The following is a 23584-nucleotide window of genomic DNA, read 5'->3' as shown; positions in this document are numbered from 1 at the left end:
GGCATTGACACTGAGTGCCATCAACCGTGGGTGCCTGCCAACTTCTGCGAATCTTCCGCCGGCCTTTTGCCAAGGTTGCGAAGGGGGCCTGGGCGACATGATCGCGTACCCTGAGCGGACGCCGGACACGGAGGGCGATCGGGTGAGCAAGACGTATGCGGGCGCGCGCCTGCGACGCCTGCGCGAGGAACGGCGGCTGAGCCAGGCGGAATTGGCCCGCCTGCTCGACATCTCGCCGAGCTACCTCAACCAGATGGAGCACGACTCCCGCCCGCTCACGGTGCCCGTCCTGCTCCGCCTGACCGAAGCCTTCGGCGTCGACCCGGGCTTCTTCTCCGCGCGCGACACCACGCGCCTGGTGGCGGACCTCCGCGAGGCGCTGGCCGGCGAACTCGCCGAGGCCCGGGTCTCCGCCGCCGACCTGGCGGAACTCGCCGCCCGCATGCCCGCGGTCGCCCAGGTCCTGCTCGACCTCGGCCGCCGCAACCAACGGCTCGCCGAACACCTCGACGACGGCCGTGGCACGGCCCCGGAACAACCCCGTTCACCCCACGAGGAGATCCGGGACTTCTTCTACCGCCGTCAGAACTACCTGCACGAGACGGACCTCGCGGCCGAGCAACTGGCCCGGGAGATCGGCATCCGACCCGGCGACGTCGTACGCGCCCTGAGCACCCGCCTCACCGAACGCCACCGCGTCCACCTCGCCGCCGAGTCCGGCGACCAGCTCCACCACTACGACGCGCCGACCCGCACCCTGCACCTCTCCACCCGCCTGCGCCCGGGCCAGCGCGCCTTCCGCATGGCCACCCAGCTCGCCCTGCTGGCCTACGACGACGAACTGGACCGCCAGGCCGCCGAGGACTTCCCGCCCGGCTCGCCCGCCCACGCCCTCGCCCGCATCGGCATCGCCAACTACTTCGCCGCGGCCCTGATCCTGCCGTACGCCGGCTTCCACGCGGCGGCCGAGGAAGTCCGCTACGACATCGAACGCCTCACCGACCGCTACGGCCTCGGCTACGAGACGGTGTGCCACCGCCTCAGCACCCTCCAACGCCCGCGACTGCGCGGCGTGCCCTTCTCCTTCGTCCGCGTCGACCGGGCCGGCAACATGTCGAAGCGCCAGTCCGCCACCGGATTCCACTTCTCCCGCGCCGGCGGCACCTGCCCGCTGTGGAACGTCTACGAAGCGTTCACCGCACCCGGCCGCATCCACGTCCAGATCGCCGAAATGCCGGACGGGCAGCGCTACTTGTGGACCGCACGGGCCGTCACCCGGCACCGCGGCGGCTGGGGAGAACCGGGCAAGACCTTCGCCATCGGCCTCGGCTGCGAGCTCCGGCACGCCCACCGACTGGTCTACTCCGACGGCCTGGACCTCACCAACGCCTCGGCCGCCACCCCCATCGGCATGGGCTGCCGGGTCTGCGAACGCCTCGACTGCCCGCAGCGGGCCGCCCCACCCCTCGACCGTCCACTCCGCATCGACCAGCACACCAGCACCTTCGTCCCCTACCCGGTGACGGATCCCGCGCCCTGACGACAGTCCGTGGGGTCTAGAGTCCGTCCGATGGGTCATGGCCGGGTTCGCGGCGCTCGGCGATCACATGCAGCAGCGCCGCCACCCGGCGATAGGGATCGGTGCGGCCGGCACGTTCCTCGCAGCGAAGAACGGCGTCGAGCGTCGCCGCGTCCGGCAGTGCCGCATCCGACGCGGCGGTGTCGGTGAACACCCGCACCCCGTACCACTGCCGCACCGGCATCGCACGCCGCGCCAACGCCGCCGCAAGCTCCTCCAGCCGATCGGCACGTGCCCGCACACCGATCCGGTTGCGGTAGGAGTCGCCCTCGAACGCCTGCTCCGCGTCCTCCCAGTCGGCCAGCAGCCCGGGCCGCATCGCCAGGGCATCGCCGTTGCGCACGAGCAGCGAGACGATCCCGCCCGGCGCCAGGACCCGCCCGACGGCGTCCAACAGCGGGCCGGGGTCCGCGAAATACATCAACACGCCCTGGCACAGCACCACGTCGAACCCGGACGGCGCGAAGAGATCGGCCAACCGCTCGGCGTCCCCTTCGACCAGCCGCACCCGGTCACCTACCTCCACCGGCACCTCGGCCAACGCGGCGCGGAAGTCGTCGAGGAGCCGGGGTGAGGCGTCCAGCCCGGTCACCATGTGCCCCCGACGGGCCAGTTGCAGGGCCTGGGTGCCCTGACCGCAACCGACGTCCAGCACCCGCCGCGGCGGCAGGTCCGGCAGGTGCGCGGCAAGCTGCCGCGAGACCAGTTCCTGGCGCACGACCTGCCGCAGCGTGCCCAGACGAGCCCGCCACTCCGCTTCCCCCGCCGAGAACCCCACGCCCGCGTCGCCTCCTCCGTCGCCCGATCCATGCGGACCGTAGCCGCGCGACGTCGCGCAGCCCAAGCGTTCGATTCCGGTCCCCCGGACGGAAATCGCCCCCGTGACAGCGGCGGCGCCGGTCCGCGATCGTAGGGTGCATGAGTTCCGAAGAAGCCCAGATGCGGGAAGCCGTGCGCGCGTTGGCCGGGGCATTGGAGACGATGCTCAACCTGATCAGGGCCGATGCGCTGCCCACCACCCCGGAGGCCCGCACCCTGATGCGGAAGGCGATGGCCTTTCTCGACGCGTCGACCGGCCAGATCGTCGGCTCCGAGCGGTCCGAGGAGATCCTCTCCGTTGCCACCGCCGTCAACAGGCTGATCGACTCGGTGCGCGAGCAGATCCTCGACGACGCCGTCGCGGCCTCGCCGGTGCCCGACCACCCGGACATGTGACATCCGGCCCGCCGCCGTGGAGTGATCAGATGCCGTACCTCGACGTGCCGGAAGCCCGACTCTGGGTGGAGGACAGCGGCGGCGAGGGCCCGCCGCTCGTGCTGTTGCACGCCCTGGCCGGCAACAGCACCTGCTGGGCCGAGCAGCGCCCGCTGTTCGAGGCCGCCGGCCACCGGGTCATCACCTACGACATGCGCGGCTTCGGCCGGACCCGCTCGGCCCCCGAACACCGGGCCACCGGGTCTATGACGGCCGACCTCGAAGCCCTGGTGGACGCACTCGGACTGTCGCGGTTCTCGCTCGTCGGCACCGCGCGCGGCGCCGTCTGCGCCACCGAGTACGCCCTCGACAACCCGACCCGCCTGGCCGCACTCGTCGTCTCCACCAGCTATTGCGGGCTCGTCGATCCCGCGTCCGTCCGATTCCGCGCCCAGTACGTCGATCCCGACCTCCCCCGGCTCCCGACCGAGGAGAAGGAACTGGGCCGCACCTACCGCGCGGCCCACCCCGAAGGAGTGCGCCGCTTCCTGGCGATGACGCGGGGCAGCGACTCCCGGGACTACGGCTCCTACCAGTCCGTACGCGAACCCCTGACCGTGACGCGCCTGGCACGCCTGCCGTCCGTCCCGGTGCTGGTGCTCGCCGGCGACGAGGACCGCTACGCCCCGCCGCCGGTGATGAAGCGGGTGGCCGACCACCTGCCGAACGCCGAGTTCCAACTCATGCCGCTCGCCGGCCACAGCGCCTACTGGGAGCAACCACAGGAGTGGAACCGCCGGGTGCGGAACTTCCTGCGCCACCACGCCTGACGACGCCCGCCCGGCACGCACCGCGCCGGGAAGGCGCCCGGAACAGCGGGTCGGTGGCGCGGCGGATCGGCGGGGCAGTGGGCGGGCGGGGCAGTGGGTCGGGAGGTCAGCGGATCTCGGTCAACCCCTGGGTGTCGAGCGGGAGTTTCCATGCATTGCGGCGGTGCACGGCGTCGAGAGTGCGGTGGAGGGGCGAGGGCGGCACGGCCAGTACCGGGCAGCAGGCGTGCGCGAGGCAGTACCGGCCCACCGACGGCCACATCGCCCGACGCAGTCGCCCGCGCGGCCCCGCCCCGATCACGAGCAGATCGTCGGGCCGATCGGCGACCGCCAGCAGGACCGTGCCCGGCTTGCCGTGCACGACCAGCCGCTCCAGCGGCACCCCGGGCCCGGCGCTGCCGAAGGCGGTATCGAGGGCCTCGGTGAGACGGTCGGCCGCCATGCTGCGCCAGGCGGCCGTGCTCGTCGGGCAGGGGCCGCCGCGATGGGGGATGTCGCCGCCCGGCGGTTCCCAGGCCAGCACGGCCGACAACGCCGCGCCCCTGACGCGTGCCTCGGAGGCCGCCCGGTGCAGCGCGGTCAGACTTCCCAGCGAACCACTCACGCCCGCCACGACGCGTATGGCGGGTCTGCTCACGAGGTCGGCTCTCACGAGGTCGGCTCCCATCGGTTCAGCTCCTCGCGCTCTGCCACGCCCACTACTCTTCCGCTTCCCTTCCGCTTCTCTTCCATTTCTCTTCCATCGAAGCGACTGCGGCGAGGCGATCGCGAGGTGTTGGCGCGTCCCTTGCGCAGGGCCGGGGGTCTCTGACGGTTCCATGACGCCTCCCGGTCGCCTCGCCGATGCCGAGGCGCGTCAGGCGACGAGTCCGGCCGTGTGCCGTACCGGTTGCCCGGTGGCGTGGTGCACGTACTCGTCCGCCAGGCGGAAGCCGGCGGTCCAGGCGAGCAGGCGACTGGGTCGGTTGTCGCGGGAGCAGGTCCAACTCGGGATGTGTCCACGGGCGGCGATGTCCCGGCACAGCGCGGTGACGCAGGCCAGGGCCAGTCGCTGCCGGCGATGTTCGGGGAGGGTCACGCAGGCGACGTCCTCGTACCTGGTGCCGCGGAAGTACGTACAGGCAACGGCGACGACACGTCCTTCCTGGAAGGCGGCCCAGCCGTGCCCGGAGGCGGCGAGCCCGGCCGGGCCGCCCCAACTGGCGTGGATCCAGGCGGCTTCCGCGCCCAGCGCGCGCACCGCCTCGGCGTCCTGGGGATGCAGACGGCGCACCTTCACACCTCGGGGCGGGCGCGAGGCGGCCAGCGGCTCGCGCTGGAGGTACACCATCCGCTCCCAGGGCACGAGCAGGTCGAACGAACTGCCCAGGAGAGGCAGGAAGCGGTCGGGTGCCTGGGCGTAGTGCGCGGCGAACCCGGCCAGGGAGAGGGGCGCCAGCGCGGTGGGGTCCCCGCGGAACAGCACGTGGTCGGCGCAGGAGACGGCCACGGCACGCGGGGCGTGGACACGGTCGGTCCACCAGCGACCGGTGCCCGCGATGAGCGCGTGCTCGGCCAGGGCGGTCGCTCCAGGGGGACCGTCGACGAACCAGTCGGCGCAGTGCGGGAGCTGACTGGGAAAGACTTCGATCACAGGCGTTTCCTTGTGGCTGTCGCGGGGCCGACCTCGGACCTCGGGCCTTGGGTATCGGACCTCGGATCCCGGACCTCGGGTCCACCCCGCTCGGTGGATCTGTCCTCGCCTTCGCGTTGCGGCTCTGCACACTGAGTGGTCGTCAGGGGGTGCGGCCGGCGAACGGTCGAGGGGCGACTGCGGCGCGGGACACGGAGTTCGTTCCGGCGGCGCAGCAGGATGCGGGAGATGCGTCAGCGGGAGGCGGACGTCTCCGGGCAGCGCGATGCGCGAGACGGCCTCATCGGATGGGGCGGGTGGTCGAGCAGGAGCCAGACGCTTTTCACCCCGCCATCGAATGCCATGCCACAGCCGGCCGCAAGGGCCCTTCACGCCTCTTGACGTCCCCCTGATGAACTGCGGTTTCGCCGGATGGCGAGCGCACGACGGCGGGCAGGGAAGGCAGCGGAGACGACGCTCGGCGGCCGACGCGAACGTGAACGAAGTGATAGAAAAATGAGCAAACAGGCAGTAATAGACGCAAAGGAGTGCGAACGGATGCAAGAGGCAACTCATGGGTTCTTCTGAACTGACCGAGCGGGTGGCCCTGGTGACCGGAGCGACCAGCGGTATCGGCGCCGCCACCGCGGCACTGCTCGCCGCGCGGGGTGCGCTTGTGCTGGTCGCGGGCCGGGACCGCGCCCGCGGCGAGTCCGTGGTCGCCGCCATCGGGGACCGCGGTGGCAGGGCCGACTTCGTCGCGGCGGATCTGCGCGAGGCGGAGTCGGTGCGGCGGCTCGCGCGGGAGGCGGCGACGCTGGGCGGGGGTCGGGTCGACATCCTGGTCAACAACGCGGGCAGCTACCCCTTCGGCCCCACCGAGCAGACGCAGGACCGTGATACCGATGCCGTCTACGCCCTGGCCGCCCATGCACCGGCCGGCCGTCCGGGCACACCGCAGGAGATCGCCGAGGCGATCGCCTACCTGGCCGGCGACGCGGCGAGCTTCGTCCATGGCGCGGTGCTGTCCGTCGACGGTGGTCGCACCGCCGTCTGAGCACACCACCGGGGCGGGGCCGGGCGCAAGCCCGGCCTGCCCCGACGACTGCTCCCGCAAGAAGCCCACATCGAGTTCGCCGAGTGGCAATACCAGGCAACCGGCCTTCAGGGGCGCAGCGCGAGTCGATGTCGAGGGGAAAACCTGTTCCGGGGGCGGCGTGCGAGTCGTCGGACGGAGTGACTGCGGCGGGTGCCGCGGGTTGGCCGGCCGGTGAACATCGGGTGTCGGGAACTCAACTCGCCTACATCGCAAAGGACATGGGGCGGAGTAGCGTTACCCCGCCGGCCGGAGCGGAACCGTTGGCGCAGTCGTCATCAGGTGAAACGGCCGCCACACCGGTGGACGCGGGCGCCCCGGCAATCGGCACCGACCGGGGGAGCAAGGCGGACACCGGGTCTTCCTGACGGGCGATCACCACGGGTGCTCGCCACGGGTGAGGGGTCGGGCCGCCGGCCCCTCACCCCGCGCATGCGGCGATCACGCAGCGATCCGGCCGTCCGCGCTTCAACGACGCAGCGCCTCGAAGGCCAGCCGGGCGCTGGTGCCGATGACCAGGTCGATGTCCGGCGCGAGGTTGGCCCGGCGGTCGGAGCGGGTGAGCGCGGCCATCGCGACCCGGTCGCCGACCTCGGATTCCACCACACCGATCTCGTGGCGCAGGTGGAGGAAGGTGCCGGTCTTGCCGCTCACCCTGAGGGTGTCCGCACGCAGTTCGCTGGCCAGGCGATGGGTGAACACCTGATGCCCCATCACACGACGCAGTTCCGCGGTCGCGTCGGGATGGGCGATGTCGTCCCGCCAGACCCGTTGCAGCAGGTCGACCAGGCCGGTGGCGGTGCCGACGTTGGCGTGCGCCGGATCCAACATCTCGATGGTGTGCCGCCCCGAGTGGTCGTCGCGGATGGCCAGTTCCAGGGCGAGCGAGAAGTCGTTGCCGGCGGCTCCGGCGGCGCACTCGTACATGCGGTTGAGCCGGTGGCGCAGACGGATGCCCGTGCATCCCCATGCGCGCAGGCGGGTGTCGACCTGCTCCGCCGGGACGAGGCCGAACAGCGTGTCGGCGGCGGCGTTGTCGCTCACCGAGAGCATCAGCAGCAGGAGGTCGCCGACGGCCACGGTGGCCGGGTGGCGGAACGCCGCCAGCCCGGTGGGCCCGACGCTGCTGGTGGCGGGGTCGACGAGCACGGGACGCGCCGCGTCGAGCTCCCCGGTCGCGATCCGGTCCAGCGCGACGAGGGCGAGCGGGACCTTGGCCACCGAGGCGAGCGGCACCGACTCCTCTACGTCGAAGCCGAGTTGCTCACCGGTGTCGATGTGCCTGGCCAGGAACGAGCCGCGGACACCGAGGGCCGCCCACTCCGCGGCGATCGCCTCGGCCACGTCGAAGAGGTCCGCGTCGTCGGCGACACAGGCGGGACCTGGCATGTGGCGGGCGCTCATCCGTGTGCCGCCAGCCGGGACCGGCCGTCCTCGCCCACGGCCCGGGCCACCGCCGCGGTCGGCTCGTCCGGCGCGGCGCCGACCGCGGTGGCCAACAGCGCGCACAGCCACTGCGGCACCTTAGCGGGGCCCCGGCCGCGGTGCGCCGCGCGCAGGTCGTAACCCCGGTGCAGCGACGTATCACCCAGCGCAGCCCAGCGCGCTCCGTGTTGCCGGGCGAACGGCTCGGCGCAGAGCAGCGTCGCCTGTCCGGCGAGGGTCTCGGCGAGCGCGGTCGCCATCGGCCCGGCCGACCGGACCGTGGCCTCCGGCAGTCCGGCCCGCGCGACGGCACGGCGCAGCCGGTCCTGCGCATAGCCGACGTGGTCCTCGACCGTGGTGAGGATCGGGACGGCAGCCGTCCGCCGGTGTCCCGCACCGCCGACCCGTCGCGGACGCAGATCCTCCAGGTGGACGGTGCGCCGACGCGTCCGCGGTCGGTCCTCCGGCGACGCGGGGCGCGCGCCGTCCGGCGTCTCCGAGGGCGCGGAGGCCAGGCCGAGCGGCACCCGCAGCGGGGCGTGCTCCGGGGGTACCCGCACCAGTGCGTACGCCAGCGAACTGTCGGCGAGGCCCGCCTCGCGTTCCGCCGGCGGCAGCTCCCGCATGCCGAGCGCGGTGCCGTGCTCGACACCGGCGCGGATGACGCGCGCCAGCGCGGCCGGACCGCAGTCCGCCGGCACGCCGACGCCGCACGCCGCCGACCGCCGGGCCGACCGGGCCACGTGCCGCAGTCGCTGGGCCCGGTCCAGGACGTCCCGGGCGTACGGCAGCAGGAGGACGCCCAGTTCGGTGGTCGCGACCTGGCGCCGAGAACGGTCGAAGAGCTGGCCCTCGAAGTGTGTCTCCAGCGTCTTGATGCGCCGGCTGAGCAGGGGCTGGGCGATGCCGAGCCGCTCGGCGGCGCGCGAGAAGCTCGCCTCGTCGACGGCGGCGACATACGCCTCAAGGTGTGCGAGCAGGTCCATCCTGGAGTCATACCAAAAAGGCATCTGACACGTCCATCGAGCAGTGATCGTTCCTGATGGCAAACGCGCAGGTCACAACGTCGGAGCCGCGGAGCGAACCGGGGCTCTTGCTCTACCCGTGCTGACTGTGCGCTGACCTGTGGGCACCTGCCATCTCCCCGGGAAACCCGTCCCGTTGGGAGTGAAGCAGGGACCGTATGCCCTGAGGGGGCGTGGCGTCCGCCACCGCCGCCTCAGCTGCGATCACGGCGGTGCGCTGCCCTGCGCCGGCGCTTTCGACGGACAGACTCGATACCGGTGAGCGCGAAGACGTCACCGACCGCCCACAGACCCGCCAGTTCCAGGGCGACACGGTAGTTCTTGGAGCGCGCGTTGATCCACGCACTGAACGCCTTGACCTCCCCCATGGGAGGAACCTGGGCGCCGGGCAGGAACAGCCCGACCATGTGGGCTACGGGCAGGGGCTCCAACAGCGAAGCTTCGAGGTCGAGTTCGGGAACCGAGACCGACACTCCGACGAACGCCTCACCGATGCGCAGGGCCCCGCCGATCCGCGCGTACACGTTCGCACCGGCGGTGCGCGGGACAGCGACGGTGTACTCTATCTCGAACGCGCCCGGCAGAAGCGACCACAGGACCGGTAACCTCACCCGCACCGAGGTGTGGGGGAGTGCGAAGCGGTCCCGTGCCGGCGCGGTTTGGTGACAGGAGCCGCTCATCACCTGGCGCGCACTGCCCTCACCCTTCCGTCACGAACCGTGACAGCGGGCCGCTGTGCATTCAAACGACCCCAAGACACGGGAACAATGGCGTACGCGTGTTCGCGATGGGTAATGCGTCACAACGGTTGTGGCAGCCGATGTCACATGTCGTGCTACGCGTCGAACGGACCGCCCGCCGCTCAGCCGGACCAGCCGCCGCCCCAAGGGCAGAGCCCCTCAAGGCCCTGTCGCGAGGTCTGCCACCGGCATTGGCCGGAAGCACAACCACGCTCACCTCGCTTGCTGGCGGGGTGACTTGCGCACTCGTACCGTGAGGCCGCCGACCACGCTCCGTTGACGGATGCGGCGGTGGAGTCGCCCGGCGCCCGGTCGGCCGGCACAGGGCGACACAGGGCGGCAACCATGGGATGGGATGGGATGGGGGCTGATGTGAACGCAGCAAATGTGCCGTCGGACGAAGGCCGGGAGAACCGGGACCTGCCGGTGAGTCTCTACCCGGAACTGGACGAGGCGCTACTGACGCGGTTCGTCGACGCGCTGGAGTCGGGGGACACCATCGGGCTGGCGCCCCTGCGGGCCGAGGAGGCCGCGGAGGCCCGCCGGCTGGTCCGGTTCGGCCGGGTGACGGTGCCCGGGGCCGACGGGGCCGGACTGGACGGTGCACTGTGGAAGCACCCGCCCGGCGAGCCCCGGCCGCTGATCGTCATGCCCTCGCCGTGGACCGACTTCGGCTGGTGGATCTACGCCGTCCAGGCCACCCTCTTCGCGCTGGAGGGTTATAACGTCCTGGCCTACACCGCACGCGGATTCGGCCGGTCCGAGGGCGAGGTAGAGGTCGCGGGGCCCGCGGACATCGAGGACGGCTGCCAGGCACTCGGCTACCTCATCGAGCAGTCGGGCGGCACGTTCACCAAGGCCGGCTTCCTCGGCGACTCGTACGGTTCCGGCATCAGCCAGCTCGTCGCCGCCCACGACCCGCGGGTATCGGCGGTCGTCGCCATGAGCACCTGGGGAGACCTGGGCGAGGCGTTCTACGAGAACTCCACCCGTCACACCGCCGCCGTGCAGGGCCTGTTCGACGCCGCGAAGAACGCCCGCCTCAGCGAGCGCACCCAGGAGATCTTCGACGACGTGCTGGCCGGCCGGAACATTCCCCAGACCCTGGAGTGGGCACGTGAGCGTTCCCCGTACACCTACGTGGACCGCCTCAACAGCCGTTCCGTTCCGGTGTACTTCGCGCACGCGTGGCATGAGACGCTCTTCCCGAGCAACCAGACGCTGAAAGTGTTCAACGCGCTCAGCGGACCGAAGCGCGTCATCCTGTCGATCGGAGACCACTCCGGCCCGGAGTCACCCGGCACGATCGGACTGCCCAACCGGATCTGGGAGGGCGCGCACCGCTGGTTCGCCCACCACCTCAAAGGGCTGGACAACGGCGTCGACACCGAGGGGCAGGTGGCCGGACACCTGATGTGGAAAGGCCCCCTGACCGAAGCCGGGACCTGGGACACCTTCACCGGCCGCCCCGAACCGCTGTACCTGACCGCCGCGGCCGAGGGTACGGACGACGGCGCGCTGGCGGACAAGCCGGAGACGGGTTGGAGTCTGACCTTCCGAACCGGCACCGACACCCCCGCCACCGTCGCCGACAAGATCATCCAGAGTGGATTCGCGGAGATGGCCGGACGGCCCAAGGTATACCGGACCGGTGACATCAGCCGTGCCGACGCCGGAGTGTGGGTCAGCGCGGCGATGACCACCGGGGCCACGGTCCGCGGCGTCCCACGACTGCGGCTGACGTACACCGCGAGCACCGCGCAGGCGACGTTCGTGGCGTACCTCTTCGACGTCGACGACGCCGGACAGGCGAACATCATCACGCATGCGCCGTTCACGGATCCCGGCGCCGGGGCCGGCCGCCCGCTGATCGCCGACATCCCGCTCCAGGCCACCGGCTACACCGTCCCGGCCGGCCACCGGCTGATGCTCGTCCTGGACACCAAGGACCCCTTCTACAGCGACGCCAACGAGCCCGGCACCACCATCTCCGTCTCCTCCCCGGCCGACGACCCGTCCCACCTCGAAATCCCCCTGGCCTGAACGTGCGAGAGCCCCGGCCGTTCCCGTGGACGGCCGGGGCGGAGCCAACACGGCCGCACGGCACGCCGACTCGGCCACCACCGACGTCGAGCTGCGCCCGGTCAGTGTCACCCCCAGCACGACGCCGGTGACGGCACACCGCGCACCCTCCGCTCCACCGAGATGACCCGGCCGTAGCGCGCCGGCTGTCACAGCACTCCCGCGCGAAGGGGCAAGGCAGCCTGGCAGACCGCCGCCTCGCGAACGGCAGCCCTGCCGTCGCGTTCAACGGCCGGTTGGTGCGGCTGGTCGTATCCGTATCCCTGAGAAGGAGTACCGCCGTGCCCACTGCCACGATCGATCTGCCACTGAGCTTCTCGGTCCCCGAAGGCTTCCGGGACATCGACCTGACCGTCTCCGCCGAGCGGGGACTTCGCAGGCATGCGGTATTCCTCCGCGGACGCGGCCGAGCGGATCGATGAATTCCTCAACTCCCTCCAGCAAGCCTACGAGAAACGCAGCGGCGATCATCCCCTGGCCCGGAGGCTCCCGCGCTATACCTCCGGATCAGTCATCGACTACACCGACCCCGAGACCGCACACGTCCCCTCGTGGGACGGGGAGGGCATGTCCTTCTCCGTCCCCGCCGGGCGGCTGAGGGACAAGGGCTACGGAGCGGACCGCATCCCGGACCCGGCCCTGCGCGACCTGATCGACCTCATCCTCGCCGTGCAGGCGGAGTACCAGCTGCAAAGCCTGCTGCTGGACCGCGAGTTCGAGCGTATCGTCGAGACCCGCGGCCAGGAGCTCGAATACCTGAGGGCGGCCGCCGCCAAGGCCGCCGCGGAAGCCGGAGGGAGCAGCTTCTGGGGCGTTCTCGGGGACGTCCTCGGCGTCGTATCCGCCGTCGCCGGCGTCCTTGCGATGGTCCCGGTGCTGACCCCGCTGGCCGGGCCCATCGCCCTCGCGACGGCGGTCGGCGCCCTGGCCGCGAACACCGCGGACGCGGTCATCCCGGGTGACTGGGACGCAGGCACGATCATCGGCCTGGGCGCCGACGTGCTCGGCGCCCTGCCCGACGTCGGCGCGCTCGGCAAGGCCGCACGGGCCGGCAACCTCACCATGCGCTCGGTCGGCAGGGCGAGCGTGGCCGTCCGCAGCGGCGGGCGCGCCTTCCTCGCCGCGACCGGCGCCGCCGCAGCCGAGGCCGGGGCCATCGCCAACTACCTCGGCACCGCGGGCGCCAAGTTCATCGGAGCAAGCGCCACACAAGGCAAAGTCGTCGGGAAGGTGATCCAGGGAACGATCGACCTGGCCACCCAGATCCCCGCCGTCGTCTCCCTGGCCGGTGCGGATGACATCGCCACCGCGGAAGACATCGCCACCGCTGTCGACTTCACCCAGGGCATGGCCGACAACGTCGGCGACTGGGTCGAAATGGGGGCCGCCGCAGCAAAGAAAGCGGGAAAGGTCTCTCTCGCCCGCTTCGCCGCCGCCTTCGCCTGACGGCCCGTCACGGCTGACGCGCAGGCGGCGCAGGCAGGGCGACGTGGGTGATTCTCACGTCCGGCACGGCGACGACGAAGACGATCGGCACCACCACCGCGCCCTTCCTCGACGGCGACGGCCCCTTCGCGCTGTGCCGCCTGCGCTCGCACGGGACCCAGGTCGGCGAAACCGCCGCCAAGAATCGTCAACCAACGCCCCGGGGCCGGACGAGGCGACGGATTTCGCCTCGTCCCAGCCGCGGTACCGGCCGGCTTCAGCGCACCTCAGCCGACTTCGCGGGAGCTGCTCGACCTCACCGATGGCCAAGGGGCCACTGAAGCCGAGGGCGCCGGCGCCACGGTGTTCACGGGGGACGGTCTCGGGTCAGGCGTCGGCGACGGGGTGCTCGATGCCACCGCACCAGACGCGGGTGAGGGCGCGGGTGGCGCGAATGTCGGCGAGGGGATCGCCGTCGACCAGGACGAGGTCGGCGCGCAGGCCGGGGGCGATCGCACCGCGGTCGGTGAGGCCGAAGTGCCGGGCCGGGAGGCTGGTTGCGGCGCGTAGTGCTTCGGCGGGAGTCAGTCCGGCGGTCACGAGCAGTTGCAGTTCGTGGTGGAGGCTCGTCCCGTGCGGGACCTGGAACGGCACGCCGGGCTGGGTGTTGGCGTCGGTGCCGGCCAGTACCGGCACACCCGCGCGGTGCAGGGCCGCGACGCTCGCCATGGATCCGGCGAACGCCTTCTCGTCGCCGCGGGCGGTGGCGGTGCCTTCCATCATGGTCAGGGTCGGGACGCTGATGTGTCCTTCGGAGCTCATGCGCTCGACGGCTGTGGGGTCCAGCGGCGTGCCCAGGGGGACGTGGGTGACGATGTCGGCCCCGGCGTCCAGGGCCATAGTGAATGCGCCGTGTGAGGCGGCGTGGGCGATCACCCGGATTCCCCGCGCATGCGCGGCCTCGACGAGGGCCGTGGCCGTTGCGGCTTCAGGACCGCCTTCGCCGGGTGCCTCAAGAATGATCTTGAGGTAGTCGGAGCCGGCGGCGATCCGGTCGGCTACGTACCGGTCCGCGTGCGCGGCGTCGTGGATGACGGCGTCCTCGGCCATACCGGGCATCCGGGAGTGGGGACCGCCGGGGCCGATCACGGGAGTGCCTGCGCTGAGGACGCTGGTGGTGCCTGGCACGTCGCGCAGCACGGCCAGTTGCTCGGGCGAGTTCGCCATGTCCAGAGCCGTGGTGACTCCCCGGGCGGCGAGCTGGTCGAGGAACTCCGTGCCGTGCAGGTGGACGTGGGCGTCGATCAGGCCGGGCAGCAGCACCGCGCCGCCGGCGTCGAGGGCCCGGGCGCCGTTGGCGTCGGTTCCGATCGTGCCGTCGTCGATGACGACGGTCGTGGGGTCGGTCAGCCGTTGGCCGTCGAACACCCGGACGTTGGTGAGTGCCGTCTTCAGGGCGGTGGATGCCATGGGGAACCTCTTGAAGTCGCGGTGGATCTGCTTTGCCGTCGGGGCGGTCACGAAGGGGCGGTGGCGCGATGCCGACGGGGCCGGGCAACCCGGTCGGCGTGTGGCGTTCTGCCGTGCTCCCGGCGGTCTCGGCGCCGGGAGACAACCGGAGCAGCCGATCGCGCCGACCGGAAACGACGCGCCGGCGCAGTCGCCGGCACAGTCATCGACGCGCCACGGCCTACCAGGCATGAGGTGATGCGGGCTGCCAGCCGAACTCGGCGAAGATGTCGGCGAGGAAGGTCGACAGATGAGTGAACTCGATCTGGTCGTGCAGGAGGAGTTCGTAGGCGAAGGCCCGCGCCCGGTCACGTGCCTCCGTGCCGCCGGGAGCCGGTGCGGGGGCCCGGTCGAGGAGGTAGCGGCTACGCAGTTCGAAGCCCTCGTCGGTCTTTCGCACCAGGTGGATCATGTAGCCGCCACGGATGCGGGCACAGGCGTGGGCTCGGTAACCAGCCGTGGTGAAACGGCCTGTGTCCAGGCCGAGTTCGGCGGGGTCCACGAACTCGATGGACAGGCCGAGGCGGGTGGGGCCGATGTATTCGACGATGTCGTGTGTGTTGCCGATGTAGCGCTCGGCGTCGCTCAGGCCGGGCCGGGTGAGCACGTCCTTGTTGCGCGGGACGGCGTCCACGTGGTTGTAGGGGTACCAGAGGGAGTACCGCTCGGGCTCCACGGAATGCCACCAGAACCACCAGGTGAACATCTCCGGGGTGCATCCGGGGAAGCGGGTCAGGCTCGTGACGTAGGGGTGACCGGCGTGGGTGAGGCCGTATCCGGTCTCCACGGCGTGGTAGCCGGGTTCCAGCAGGGTGTTGAGGTCGGCGGGGTCCGAGGACAGCATGGCGTCGGGGTCCATGGGCTCCTTCAGGGACGGCAGGACGTCGTCGTGGAGCCACAGGTCGCCGTTGAAGTACTTGGCGTAGGGCTTGTTCTTGATCCGTTCGGCGTTGCGGCGGAACAGGTCCTGGGTGGGGACCGGGTAGTACGTGACAGGCAGCATGGCCCTTCCTTCCACTCGCGAGTGCGGCGCAGCGGTCCCGGCGGCGGCAATGCCGCAGCCCGCACCAGGCTCTGCGGGGCGGCGCCGGTGCGGTGGCGCGCCGGCCGGTACGGCGCCGACCGATAGGCCGGTGTCCAGTGAGGAGCGGTGGACTGAACCATACATGAATGTGAGTTCAGATTCGCATAAGCGTGGCTCCGGGTGCGACAATCAGCGATGTGACCACCGACAGCAGCACCCCTCGGCCCCCGCAGCAGAAGCGCAGCCGCGCCGCCATGGAACGCATCCTCGGCGCAGCCCAGGAACTCGTGGCCGAACGAGGCGCCGCCGCGCTGACCATCGCCGACGTCGCCGTTCGCGCCGAGGTGGCCGTCGGTACCATCTACAGCCGCTTCACCGGCAAGGACGCGCTTCTGGCCGCGGTACAGGATCGGTGGCTGGACCAGCTCATCGCCCGCCACCAGGCCAACCGCACCGCGGTCACCGCGACGTCAGCGGACTTCCAGGACACGGTGGCCCGATGCGTCTCCGGCATGATCGGCACGTTCCGCGACCATGCGGACCTCATCCGTGAGTTCGCCCTGCGCAACGCCGCACTGCCCGTCCAGGACAACGCGGCGCTCCGCAAGCTCCATGAAGTGTTCACCCAGCTGTGCGACGTCGTCCTGGCCCACCCCGGCCGACCGGACGAGATCGACCGGCGGCGGGTCGCCCTGGCCATGCGTGCGGCGCAGTCGATCCTGGAGTGGCGTGTGGCCACCCCCGTGGCGGTGGCGCCGGACAACGACTGGGACACGCTCAGCCAGGACCTACCGCGTCTGGCCATGAACCACCTCAGCGGCAACACCTCCTGACCCACCTCGTTCCCCGGCGCCCGCCTGCGACTTGCGCGTTCGCCGGCCGCCCGTGCCCACCACCGCATCCGCGCCAGTGCCTGGTTCATGACACCGCCGGTCCACGACGCGCAACCTCGACACGGCCGGGTCCGCAGCGCCCCGCACGTGACCGTTGGGCGCGGCCGAGATGCGGTGGAGGAACTCGACGAGCTCGGCGGTGATGACTTCTGCGGGCAGGACGTTGGGAATGCCGGGCGGGTACGCCGCGAGCGTGTCCGCAGACACCTGCCCGACGGCCTCGCCGGCCGGCACGGTGCGGCTGGGCGCGAGGAACGCCTCACGCGTGGTCATCTCTACGGCACCAGGCGGGGGCAGCCGCAGTGGGTCCGCCGGAGCCTGTTCGCCCAACGGGCTCGGGAGGGCGTGCAGGGCCTCGGTGAAGCGGTCGACGTCGGGGGCCGCGCCTGCGCCGACCACGGCGACGATGGCCGCGTCGGTGGCGACTTCGCCCATGATCCGGTGATCACGCATCAGGCGCCGTCGGGCCTCGTGGCCGGAGATGCCGCCGGCCCGAGTGCCGATCGGTACCCGCAACGGATCGGCGGTGGCGATGTCGGGGAAGCGCCCGAAGTCGTCGCTGACCACGCGGATCGGCCGGCGGAGCGGACCCGGGCGCGCATCTTGTCCGCTGCTTCCCGCGAGGCACTGATCCGGTCCCGGCCGGTCACGAGAGTCTGGCGGGCCACGTCGAGAGAAGCCAGGAGCAGTGCGCTGGCACTGGTCGATCCCCAGGCTTCGTCGGCGATGAGCGGGATGCCGGCGGTGTGGGCCACGTCGGCGCAGGCGCCTACGTCGGCGACCGAGTCGAAGTAGCTGGGCGACACCAGGTAGGCGGCGGCCGCTTGCGGGTGGGCGGTGATGGCCCGGGCCAGGCCGGCTGGGGTCACCCCGTGCGCGATGCCCAGGTCGGCGTCGACCGATGGATACGCGAAGGCGGCCTTCTGGCCGGAGAGGACCAAGCCGTCGATGACGTTGGAGTGGACGCTGCGCTGGACGATCAGTGTCCCCTTGAATGTGTGCGCATCGGTATTTCCGACACCGTGCCGGTCGGCCTCGGCGATATCCGCACCCTGTCCGAAGCGTGATAACCATGCGTGGGGTTACTCGGCCGAAGCGAGTCGGTCGTTTACCGACGAGGGGGCCGACTCCCTCACCTGCAAGGGGCCCCAGCGACCGCACCCTCAAGGAAACGCCGCACAACAGGCCGCATGGGCGTTTTGCGTGAGGTGTTGCCCATTCGCGGTGATGTGACGGGCGAGTGCCGGACCTTCCCGATATGCTCCGACCCTGCTCCTGCGATGGGTCGCCGACGCTGATCGCGGACACTTTGAGCTACCTTCGCACGACATGCGGCCCGACCGCACCCCTCGTACGATGATCCATGGAGGCTGACGCATGGATGAATCCCCCGTAAGCGACATGGTGTCACACGGTAGGACTGTCCACGATGGCTACGTCTGCTGACCGCTATCCCTACGCATTCCATATCGCCCTCGACGGGAACGGTTTGAATGGGCTGGAGGGTGCGGCGGGCGTCTGCGCCTTCCTCTATAACCCGGACAGCGGCGAGTACGCCTATCGCGTGCAGTACTACGACGGTGTGGCCGGCGGCCATGCCATCAGCATCACGCCCGACCGGAAGTTCGGCTTTCTCGGCAATGCCGGGCAGCAACTCCTGTTCTACGATGTTGATTCGCTGGACGAGCGCGAGCGGGTCTCCACCCTGCGGTTCGAGATCCCCGATGCATCCATCAAGAGCAGCACGCACATGGTGTGGCTGGACAACACCCAGGGTGCCACCGCGATCGGTGACGGCTTCTGGCTGGTGGACCTCGACCGCCCGACCAAGGCCGAGCGCATCGGCGATCACCTGCTCAAACTGCCGCACGCCATGAAACGCACCGCCTCCGGCCGCTACCTCGTCTACGGCGGTATGGACCATCCCGGTCAGGGCGAGGCAGCCGAAGTCGGCATCTTCGACCTCGAAAAACGTGTCGCCCGGCGAATCCCTCTGCCGACGACCTGCTGGCACGTAGCCTGCCATCCGCGTGAGGACGTCTTCTACGCACTGTCCTTCCGGGTCCATCCCCAAGAGGGTCGCGACTGGCACGAATGGGCCATGGCCTACTTCAAGGAGTACGTGTTCGAGATCGACGCGCGTACCGGGCAGATCCTGCGGCACTGGACCTGCGGCCAGAACGTGCCCGCGCACATCAACTCGGACGTGTGCGTCTCCGACCGCGAGCTGATCTACTGCAACGGCGGCAGCGGCACCATCGTCATGATCGACCTTGCCGACTTCACCTCGTACCGAGTCATCGACGAACGACCAGGACTGTCCGCGCAGATGCGCTCCGCCAGGCAGGCCGCCCGGCAGGTCACCGACGCCTTCACCCGGGGGTCCCCCGTCCCGAGCAGCAGGCATTTCGTCGGTGCGCTGCGCGTCACGCGTGGCACGCTGATTGACTCGGTCTACGCCTGCCAGCTCTCGGCCGACCAGAGGCTGCTGTTCACCGCCAACCGCGGGCTCAACACGATCACCGTGTACGACTATCCGGCCAATGCCGTGCGGCTGCGAGTCGAGATGCCGGAGCTGCGCGCATACCTTCCCGATCTGCCTGTCTGGGCCGATCCCCGGCTGGGGTTCCACCACAGCACCCTGCTGAGCCCGGTCCCCGCCCCTGTCGGTGCCGACCTGAGGAGTGTCCATGAGCACTGAGACGACCGAAGAACTGGCCGCCGAAATCCGGCGAAGCTGGGAACACTTCCGGACCGCAACCGTCCGGATTGCCGAACTCCAGACCGCGATGTGGGGTGACTATGCGGAGTTGATGACCGGGCTGCTCAACGGCAAACCCACCTGGAGCGACGTCAACCGGGCGTACTGGCAGTTCGTCGGCGGCGAGGGCGTGAAGTTCGCCTCGGCCCTGAGTGGACTCGGCATCGACTACGCGCGGAGCGTGGCGGAGCTGACCCGGGAGCACGAACAGCGCCTCTGCGAGCAGTTGCGCGCGTCCGCACCGGAAGCGGTGTCGGACGACAGACCCGGCGGAGGAGGGGGCGCCAAGGCCGGGCCCTCGCCCCGCTCCAGGGGCACGAAGCGATGACGGCGGCTTCCGGGGCAGTCGACGTACGGGCACCGGCGCCGCACCGGCGCCGCCGCCCGTGCCCAGGTGCCTCGGTCAGCTCAACGCCCTGACGCCCTCGTCCAGTTGTCGGGGAACCAGTGCCCGCGTACCCATGACCTCCGGATGCGGACGCAGCCCGGACCTGATCCGGTCCGGTACGTGCAGGCTGGTGATCAGCCAGCCGAGCGCCTCGGCGAGGGCCTGGCGCGCCGGGCGCGGCGTATATCCCAGAGCAGCGGCTTTGGCGTGCTCGTACCAGTAGTAGCGGCCCATGGTCCGGGCCTCCGCGCGGGTGGTTGAAGGCGTTCGGGCGCTCAGCACCGCGCGGATCTCCGCCAGCGTCGCCGCCACGTACGCACCGGTGTGCGAGGCGGTGGCCCACGGCCCATGGGTGCCGCACAACTCGGAGACGGTCTGATGGATGGTCCGCCATGCCCAGTTCTCACCGCCCAGCAGATAGCGTTCCCCGGCGGTTCCGTGCTCCGCGAGCAGTACGTGGCCGTCCGCGACGTCCCGGACGGAGACGATGTTGCATCCGCCCGGGTAGGTGGTGCGCAGAGGATCGGCCAGATAGCGGGTGAGCAGCGCGTTGCTGGGGACCAGCCGCCAGTCGGGCCCGCCGACCACGATGGTCGGGCAGGCGGCCACCACCTGCAGCCCCAGTTCGGCGCCCAACGCGAGCGCTGTCCGCTCCTGCTCCAGCTTGGTGAGGAAGTAGTCCGGCAGATACTCCTCGCCGGGCATCCCGCTCTCGTCGCGGGAGGCCGGACCGTGGGACGATCCGCAGGTGACCGACGAGGAGGTCACCACCACCCGCCGGGCCCCTGCCGCCGCTGCCGCCCGCAGCACCTCGCGGGTGCCCTCCACGTTGGCCCGGGCCAGATCCTCCCGGGTCACGTCCCAGTACGCGAACACGGCGGCGCAGTGGAACACCGTCTCACAGCCTTCGAACGCGGGCCGCAACGTGGCGGGGACACGAAGATCCGCGTCAACCACGGGGACGTCGAGCGCGCGCAGCTGCCGCGTGTCGCTGCTTCGGCGGACCACTGCCCTCACCTCATGGCCGGCGCCCAACAGAGAGCGCACCACCTGCGCGCCGACGAGTCCGGTGGCTCCGGTCACACACGCTTTCACAATGCCTACCTCGATCGCCTGTCCCGGGCCACGGCTTCGCGCAGCCCCTGCCAGAAACCGGTGACCGCGGGACGCAGCTCTTCCCGGAGATCCTCAAGCAGCCCGAAACGAGATGGGACGTCGCCGGGCGCGACATGCCTGAACCCATCCGGGCCCAACTGGCCCGGCAACTTCGACACGGCCAATGCCTGGGCCGTGATGCTCCGTACGAGCCGGGCGGCCTCGGTCAGGCGCTGAGTGGGCAGTTCGGCGGCCAGCATGTCGTCCTGCTTCTCCCAAGGGCGGCCGATCCGGTACGGCCGCCCCTCGTACTGCGCTTCGAAGTTGTCGAGCGTGCGGGTGAAGAACCGCTGGTAGGAGTCCTGCACCAGTGGCTCTCTGAGCGTGGGCCGGGTCTCCGGACGGAACACCTGCCAGGTCAGCGGCAGCGTGAATCGCTGGCGCACCCGGACCACGATCCGGGTCCGGTTTCCGCGGTCCGCCGGGAGAAAGACCACCGAACCGTCGTCGTACTCGGCGGAGCCGTTCGGGCTGTGGACCGTCTGCCAGGCGATCCGCTGCGACCGCTCCTCGTAACTGATCTTCTCAAGCTTGCAGACATCGATGGGTGGGCCGCCGTAGAACGCCATGTAGTTCGGCTGAGCCAGATAGAGGTTGCGTTCGATCTGACGGGTGGGCCGCCCCTGCACGTCGCGGGACACTACGTGGATCCGTCCGCCCAGATAGTCGGTCATGTAGCTGATGGTCCGGCTGATGTCCACCCGCCGCACGAACTCCGCGTACGGCGCGTTGACGGTGCGTTCGCAACCGAAGAGGATCGAGTGGTCCAGGTGTTGCCACCGCATCAGCCAGGCATCTGCGGGCAGCGCGTCGATGATTTCTTCCAACGGCTGGAGGAGACCATTGATCCGGTCGAAGTCACGGTGGGAATAGGCGTCCGGGTCGACGGCGAGAGAGACGTCCCGCCGCCGGACCTTCTCCTTCCTGAACCCGGTCCGCCAGGCGCGTACGGTGGACGACGCGGAGGCGGCTGCCCCGACCACCGTGCAGAGGGCGGCGGAAGCCGCCGGGTTCTCGTCCGCGACGCGGATCAGTGTGGTGAGGAGGCGCGAGAGCCGCGCCAGTGCGGGATCGGTGACCTCCGCCGCGCCCGGGGCCACCTGCCACGAGGCAATGCTGAACAGCCGATGCGCCCGTCCGTCCGGGGCGAGTCGACGCACCGCCTCGACCAGGGCTCTCGGTGGGTTGCGCCATCCCTGATAAGGCGTCAGATCGCCGTCGAGGTGATAGTCGTCCGGCAGCCCGTGGTCGCGGAGTACCCGCGCGTTGAGCGGCGATGAGACGGGGTCGACGTGCATGAGCAGGGCGCCGACCATGTCTGCCAGCGCCCCGTCCGGCGCCGCGATGACCGTCCCCGTTCCCAGTGGTTTGCCCACGTACGATCCGGCACACCCGTGACTGCTCACCACCGCATCGATGATGTGGAAGTCCGGTGCGTAGGAACGCAACAGATCCACGACGACCTCGGCGCCGTCGCGCCGCGCCCGGTAGTGGTGGTGCTTGTCGGCCTGTGGCAGCACCCCCAACAGATTGGCCAGGCAGAGGGCGTACCCGAACTCCGGGTGGGTGCTGTTCTTCGCGATATTGATGCGGAAGTCCGCCTCCAGCCAGGCACGCGCCATTCCACTGCCGTGCAGCACACTGGAAGTGGGAAACCTCGCCGGTTCGACGTCCTCGGAGAGGTCCACGATCCGGTAGGTGTTGCCTCGTTGGGTGCACCCGCCGTAGCCGAGCCGGCGACAGGTCTGAAGGAGTCCGAGACCCTCAAGCCACACGTCCGGACCGCAGCGGGCGGCTCCGACGGTGATGTTCCGGTAGCCCCTGTCGCACAGCAGGTCGATCAGCAGCTCCACGAGCACGGCGCTGACTGCGGTCGTCGGATCGCCGTACGCGGATGTCCCCGGCGTCAACATCACCGCCAACCCGCCCGGATCGCCGGCCGCGCGTTCGTCGAGTCGCTGCCAGAGCCCGGCCCGGGTGACCGCGTCTTCCAGCAAACGCGCGGGCGACAGCGGCCGGGTCCGGGTGGACCGCCTCACGGCAGCGACGGTGGCCATGTCGTCCATGACGCCGGTAGAAGAGACCGCACGCGATGGTCCTGCTGCGGCCTCGTCGTGGGAGATCAACGTCATGGCCTCCGCCCGGGGGTGCGTTGTTCGATGGGCGCCCGATCTACCCAACCGCTATCTGTCATAAAACGACCAAACAGGCATAAAAACGATGCTACTGCACAGGCGGCAGGTGCATGGCAGGACGCGCTTGAGTCCAACGCAAATCATCGTCAGGCCGGCAGTGTGTGAGCGTGGCAGGTGAAATTCCCGGTCATGTCGCCGCACCGCCCCAGGTCCGGGGCGCCGACGGTGAAATCTCGGCGCACGAAGTCCGGCGCCGCCTCCCTCCCGTCGGGCCCGGTCGGGCCCAGCCATCGGCGGATCCATCATCGGGCCAGGCGTCGAGCGACGCCGCCCAACGGGCTGGAATCGCCCTCCCCGACAACTGGGATCTGCGGCTACGCGGCCACGTCTCCGCCCGGAAGGTCCGTCCCTCCGAGCGAGTAATCCGCTCCCCGCGCGCAGCGGTGCGCCTGACGTGCGGCCAGGCGGTCCCTGCGGGAACGCCCTCGTTCGGGCACTGAGTCGCCCACCGTGCCAATGTCGTGCAGGACGGAGGGCTGAACGGCGGTCAACAAGGGCTAGAGGCCCAACCGGGCGACCCGCCCCTGTTGCAGTGTTCCCCCTGGCCGGCGGGCGTCAGGCGGGTCAGGCGGGTAGGGGTTGCGGGGCGACTGAGGCGTCATAACGGCACTGGTACTGCCTGGAGTTGGGGCCGCGCGTATCGCTCGTCCG

The 23584-nt window shown here is 70.6% G+C and carries 21 protein-coding genes; 9 read left to right on the top strand and 12 right to left on the bottom strand.

Translation table 11 applies throughout. The features are described from left to right. Positions 1-142: 142 nt before the first annotated feature. Positions 143-1540 (top strand): short-chain fatty acyl-CoA regulator family protein, encoded by a 1398-nt coding sequence (locus JNO44_RS06100; RefSeq protein ID WP_205369420.1) that lies wholly within the window; start codon positions 143-145, stop codon positions 1538-1540. 16 nt (positions 1541-1556) lie between these two features. Here the strand turns inward: JNO44_RS06100 and JNO44_RS06095 are convergent, their stop codons facing one another. After that, on the bottom strand, positions 1557-2357 hold the full coding sequence (locus JNO44_RS06095) for a class I SAM-dependent methyltransferase (protein ID WP_240167447.1): 801 nt from the start codon (positions 2355-2357) through the stop codon (positions 1557-1559). Positions 2358-2497: 140 nt separating this feature from the next. Here JNO44_RS06095 and JNO44_RS06090 point away from each other — a divergent pair, with 140 nt between their 5' ends. Together JNO44_RS06090 and JNO44_RS06085 are read left to right on the top strand one after the other, a co-directional pair. Further along, complete coding sequence (locus JNO44_RS06090) at positions 2498-2794, top strand: hypothetical protein (protein ID WP_073447018.1); 297 nt, start codon at positions 2498-2500, stop codon at positions 2792-2794. A gap of 29 nt (positions 2795-2823) precedes the next feature. Further along, the gene (locus JNO44_RS06085; RefSeq protein WP_205362080.1) at positions 2824-3603 is read left to right on the top strand and encodes an alpha/beta fold hydrolase; all 780 of its coding nucleotides are present in this window, start codon (positions 2824-2826) and stop codon (positions 3601-3603) included. Positions 3604-3709: 106 nt separating this feature from the next. Here JNO44_RS06085 and JNO44_RS06080 read toward each other — a convergent pair whose 3' ends face one another. Together JNO44_RS06080 and JNO44_RS06075 are read right to left on the bottom strand one after the other, a co-directional pair. Next, positions 3710-4270, bottom strand: coding sequence for a universal stress protein (locus JNO44_RS06080; protein WP_205362079.1), 561 nt, complete (start codon positions 4268-4270; stop codon positions 3710-3712). A gap of 189 nt (positions 4271-4459) precedes the next feature. Next, positions 4460-5236, bottom strand: coding sequence for a GNAT family N-acetyltransferase (locus JNO44_RS06075; protein ID WP_205362078.1), 777 nt, complete (start codon positions 5234-5236; stop codon positions 4460-4462). A gap of 553 nt (positions 5237-5789) precedes the next feature. Between JNO44_RS06075 and JNO44_RS06070 the strand changes: the two genes are divergently transcribed. Next, positions 5790-6272 carry an SDR family NAD(P)-dependent oxidoreductase gene (locus tag JNO44_RS06070; RefSeq protein ID WP_205362077.1) on the top strand — a complete coding sequence of 161 codons (483 nt, stop codon included), beginning with the start codon at positions 5790-5792 and terminating at the stop codon, positions 6270-6272. Between the two features lie 507 nt (positions 6273-6779). Here the strand turns inward: JNO44_RS06070 and JNO44_RS06065 are convergent. The 3 genes from JNO44_RS06065 to JNO44_RS06055 all read right to left on the bottom strand — a co-directional run bounded on the left by JNO44_RS06065 (position 6780) and on the right by JNO44_RS06055 (position 9444). Next, positions 6780-7700 (bottom strand): serine hydrolase, encoded by a 921-nt coding sequence (locus JNO44_RS06065; protein WP_240167446.1) that lies wholly within the window; start codon positions 7698-7700, stop codon positions 6780-6782. Between the two features lie 11 nt (positions 7701-7711). Continuing rightward, a complete protein-coding gene (locus tag JNO44_RS06060) occupies positions 7712-8722 on the bottom strand; it encodes a LysR family transcriptional regulator (RefSeq protein ID WP_205362075.1) in 1011 nt (336 codons plus the stop codon). Between the two features lie 233 nt (positions 8723-8955). Continuing rightward, entirely contained in the window at positions 8956-9444 is a 489-nt protein-coding gene (locus JNO44_RS06055) for a hypothetical protein (RefSeq protein WP_205362074.1), read from the bottom strand. Positions 9445-9873: 429 nt separating this feature from the next. Between JNO44_RS06055 and JNO44_RS06050 the strand changes: the two genes are divergently transcribed. Both JNO44_RS06050 and JNO44_RS06045 read left to right on the top strand, forming a co-directional pair. After that, positions 9874-11544 carry a CocE/NonD family hydrolase gene (locus JNO44_RS06050; protein ID WP_240167445.1) on the top strand — a complete coding sequence of 557 codons (1671 nt, stop codon included), beginning with the start codon at positions 9874-9876 and terminating at the stop codon, positions 11542-11544. 420 nt (positions 11545-11964) lie between these two features. After that, positions 11965-13029 (top strand): hypothetical protein, encoded by a 1065-nt coding sequence (locus JNO44_RS06045; RefSeq protein WP_205362069.1) that lies wholly within the window; start codon positions 11965-11967, stop codon positions 13027-13029. 366 nt (positions 13030-13395) lie between these two features. On the opposite strand, the gene JNO44_RS06040 is transcribed toward JNO44_RS06045, so the two are convergent. Both JNO44_RS06040 and JNO44_RS06035 read right to left on the bottom strand, forming a co-directional pair. After that, complete coding sequence (locus JNO44_RS06040) at positions 13396-14478, bottom strand: amidohydrolase family protein (protein WP_205362067.1); 1083 nt, start codon at positions 14476-14478, stop codon at positions 13396-13398. A gap of 220 nt (positions 14479-14698) precedes the next feature. Further along, positions 14699-15520: a DAPG hydrolase family protein gene (locus tag JNO44_RS06035; RefSeq protein ID WP_205362058.1), complete on the bottom strand. Its 822-nt coding sequence runs from the start codon at positions 15518-15520 to the stop codon at positions 14699-14701. Positions 15521-15738: 218 nt separating this feature from the next. Here JNO44_RS06035 and JNO44_RS06030 point away from each other — a divergent pair, with 218 nt between their 5' ends. Further along, positions 15739-16374: a TetR/AcrR family transcriptional regulator gene (locus JNO44_RS06030; protein WP_205362056.1), complete on the top strand. Its 636-nt coding sequence runs from the start codon at positions 15739-15741 to the stop codon at positions 16372-16374. Here the strand turns inward: JNO44_RS06030 and JNO44_RS43170 are convergent. Both JNO44_RS43170 and JNO44_RS43165 read right to left on the bottom strand, forming a co-directional pair. After that, on the bottom strand, positions 16330-16869 hold the full coding sequence (locus JNO44_RS43170) for an aminotransferase class I/II-fold pyridoxal phosphate-dependent enzyme (protein WP_235092430.1): 540 nt from the start codon (positions 16867-16869) through the stop codon (positions 16330-16332). The genes JNO44_RS06030 and JNO44_RS43170 overlap by 45 nt on opposite strands. Positions 16870-16886: 17 nt before the next feature. Then, positions 16887-17375: a hypothetical protein gene (locus tag JNO44_RS43165; RefSeq protein ID WP_240167444.1), complete on the bottom strand. Its 489-nt coding sequence runs from the start codon at positions 17373-17375 to the stop codon at positions 16887-16889. Positions 17376-17863: 488 nt separating this feature from the next. Between JNO44_RS43165 and JNO44_RS06020 the strand changes: the two genes are divergently transcribed. Together JNO44_RS06020 and JNO44_RS06015 are read left to right on the top strand one after the other, a co-directional pair. Next, on the top strand, positions 17864-19135 hold the full coding sequence (locus JNO44_RS06020) for a hypothetical protein (RefSeq protein ID WP_205362055.1): 1272 nt from the start codon (positions 17864-17866) through the stop codon (positions 19133-19135). Next, the gene (locus tag JNO44_RS06015; RefSeq protein ID WP_073446997.1) at positions 19125-19523 is read left to right on the top strand and encodes a hypothetical protein; all 399 of its coding nucleotides are present in this window, start codon (positions 19125-19127) and stop codon (positions 19521-19523) included. The genes JNO44_RS06020 and JNO44_RS06015 overlap by 11 nt, the downstream gene beginning before the upstream one ends. 75 nt (positions 19524-19598) lie before the next feature. Here JNO44_RS06015 and JNO44_RS06010 read toward each other — a convergent pair whose 3' ends face one another. Further along, complete coding sequence (locus JNO44_RS06010) at positions 19599-20666, bottom strand: NAD-dependent epimerase/dehydratase family protein (RefSeq protein WP_205362054.1); 1068 nt, start codon at positions 20664-20666, stop codon at positions 19599-19601. Between the two features lie 17 nt (positions 20667-20683). Beyond that, positions 20684-22870: a DUF362 domain-containing protein gene (locus JNO44_RS06005; RefSeq protein ID WP_205362053.1), complete on the bottom strand. Its 2187-nt coding sequence runs from the start codon at positions 22868-22870 to the stop codon at positions 20684-20686. Positions 22871-23584: the final 714 nt, after the last annotated feature.

The organism is Streptomyces noursei, from assembly GCF_016917755.1.
Classification (GTDB): domain Bacteria; phylum Actinomycetota; class Actinomycetes; order Streptomycetales; family Streptomycetaceae; genus Streptomyces; species Streptomyces yunnanensis.
This window is presented reverse-complemented; position numbering and strand designations above follow the sequence as displayed.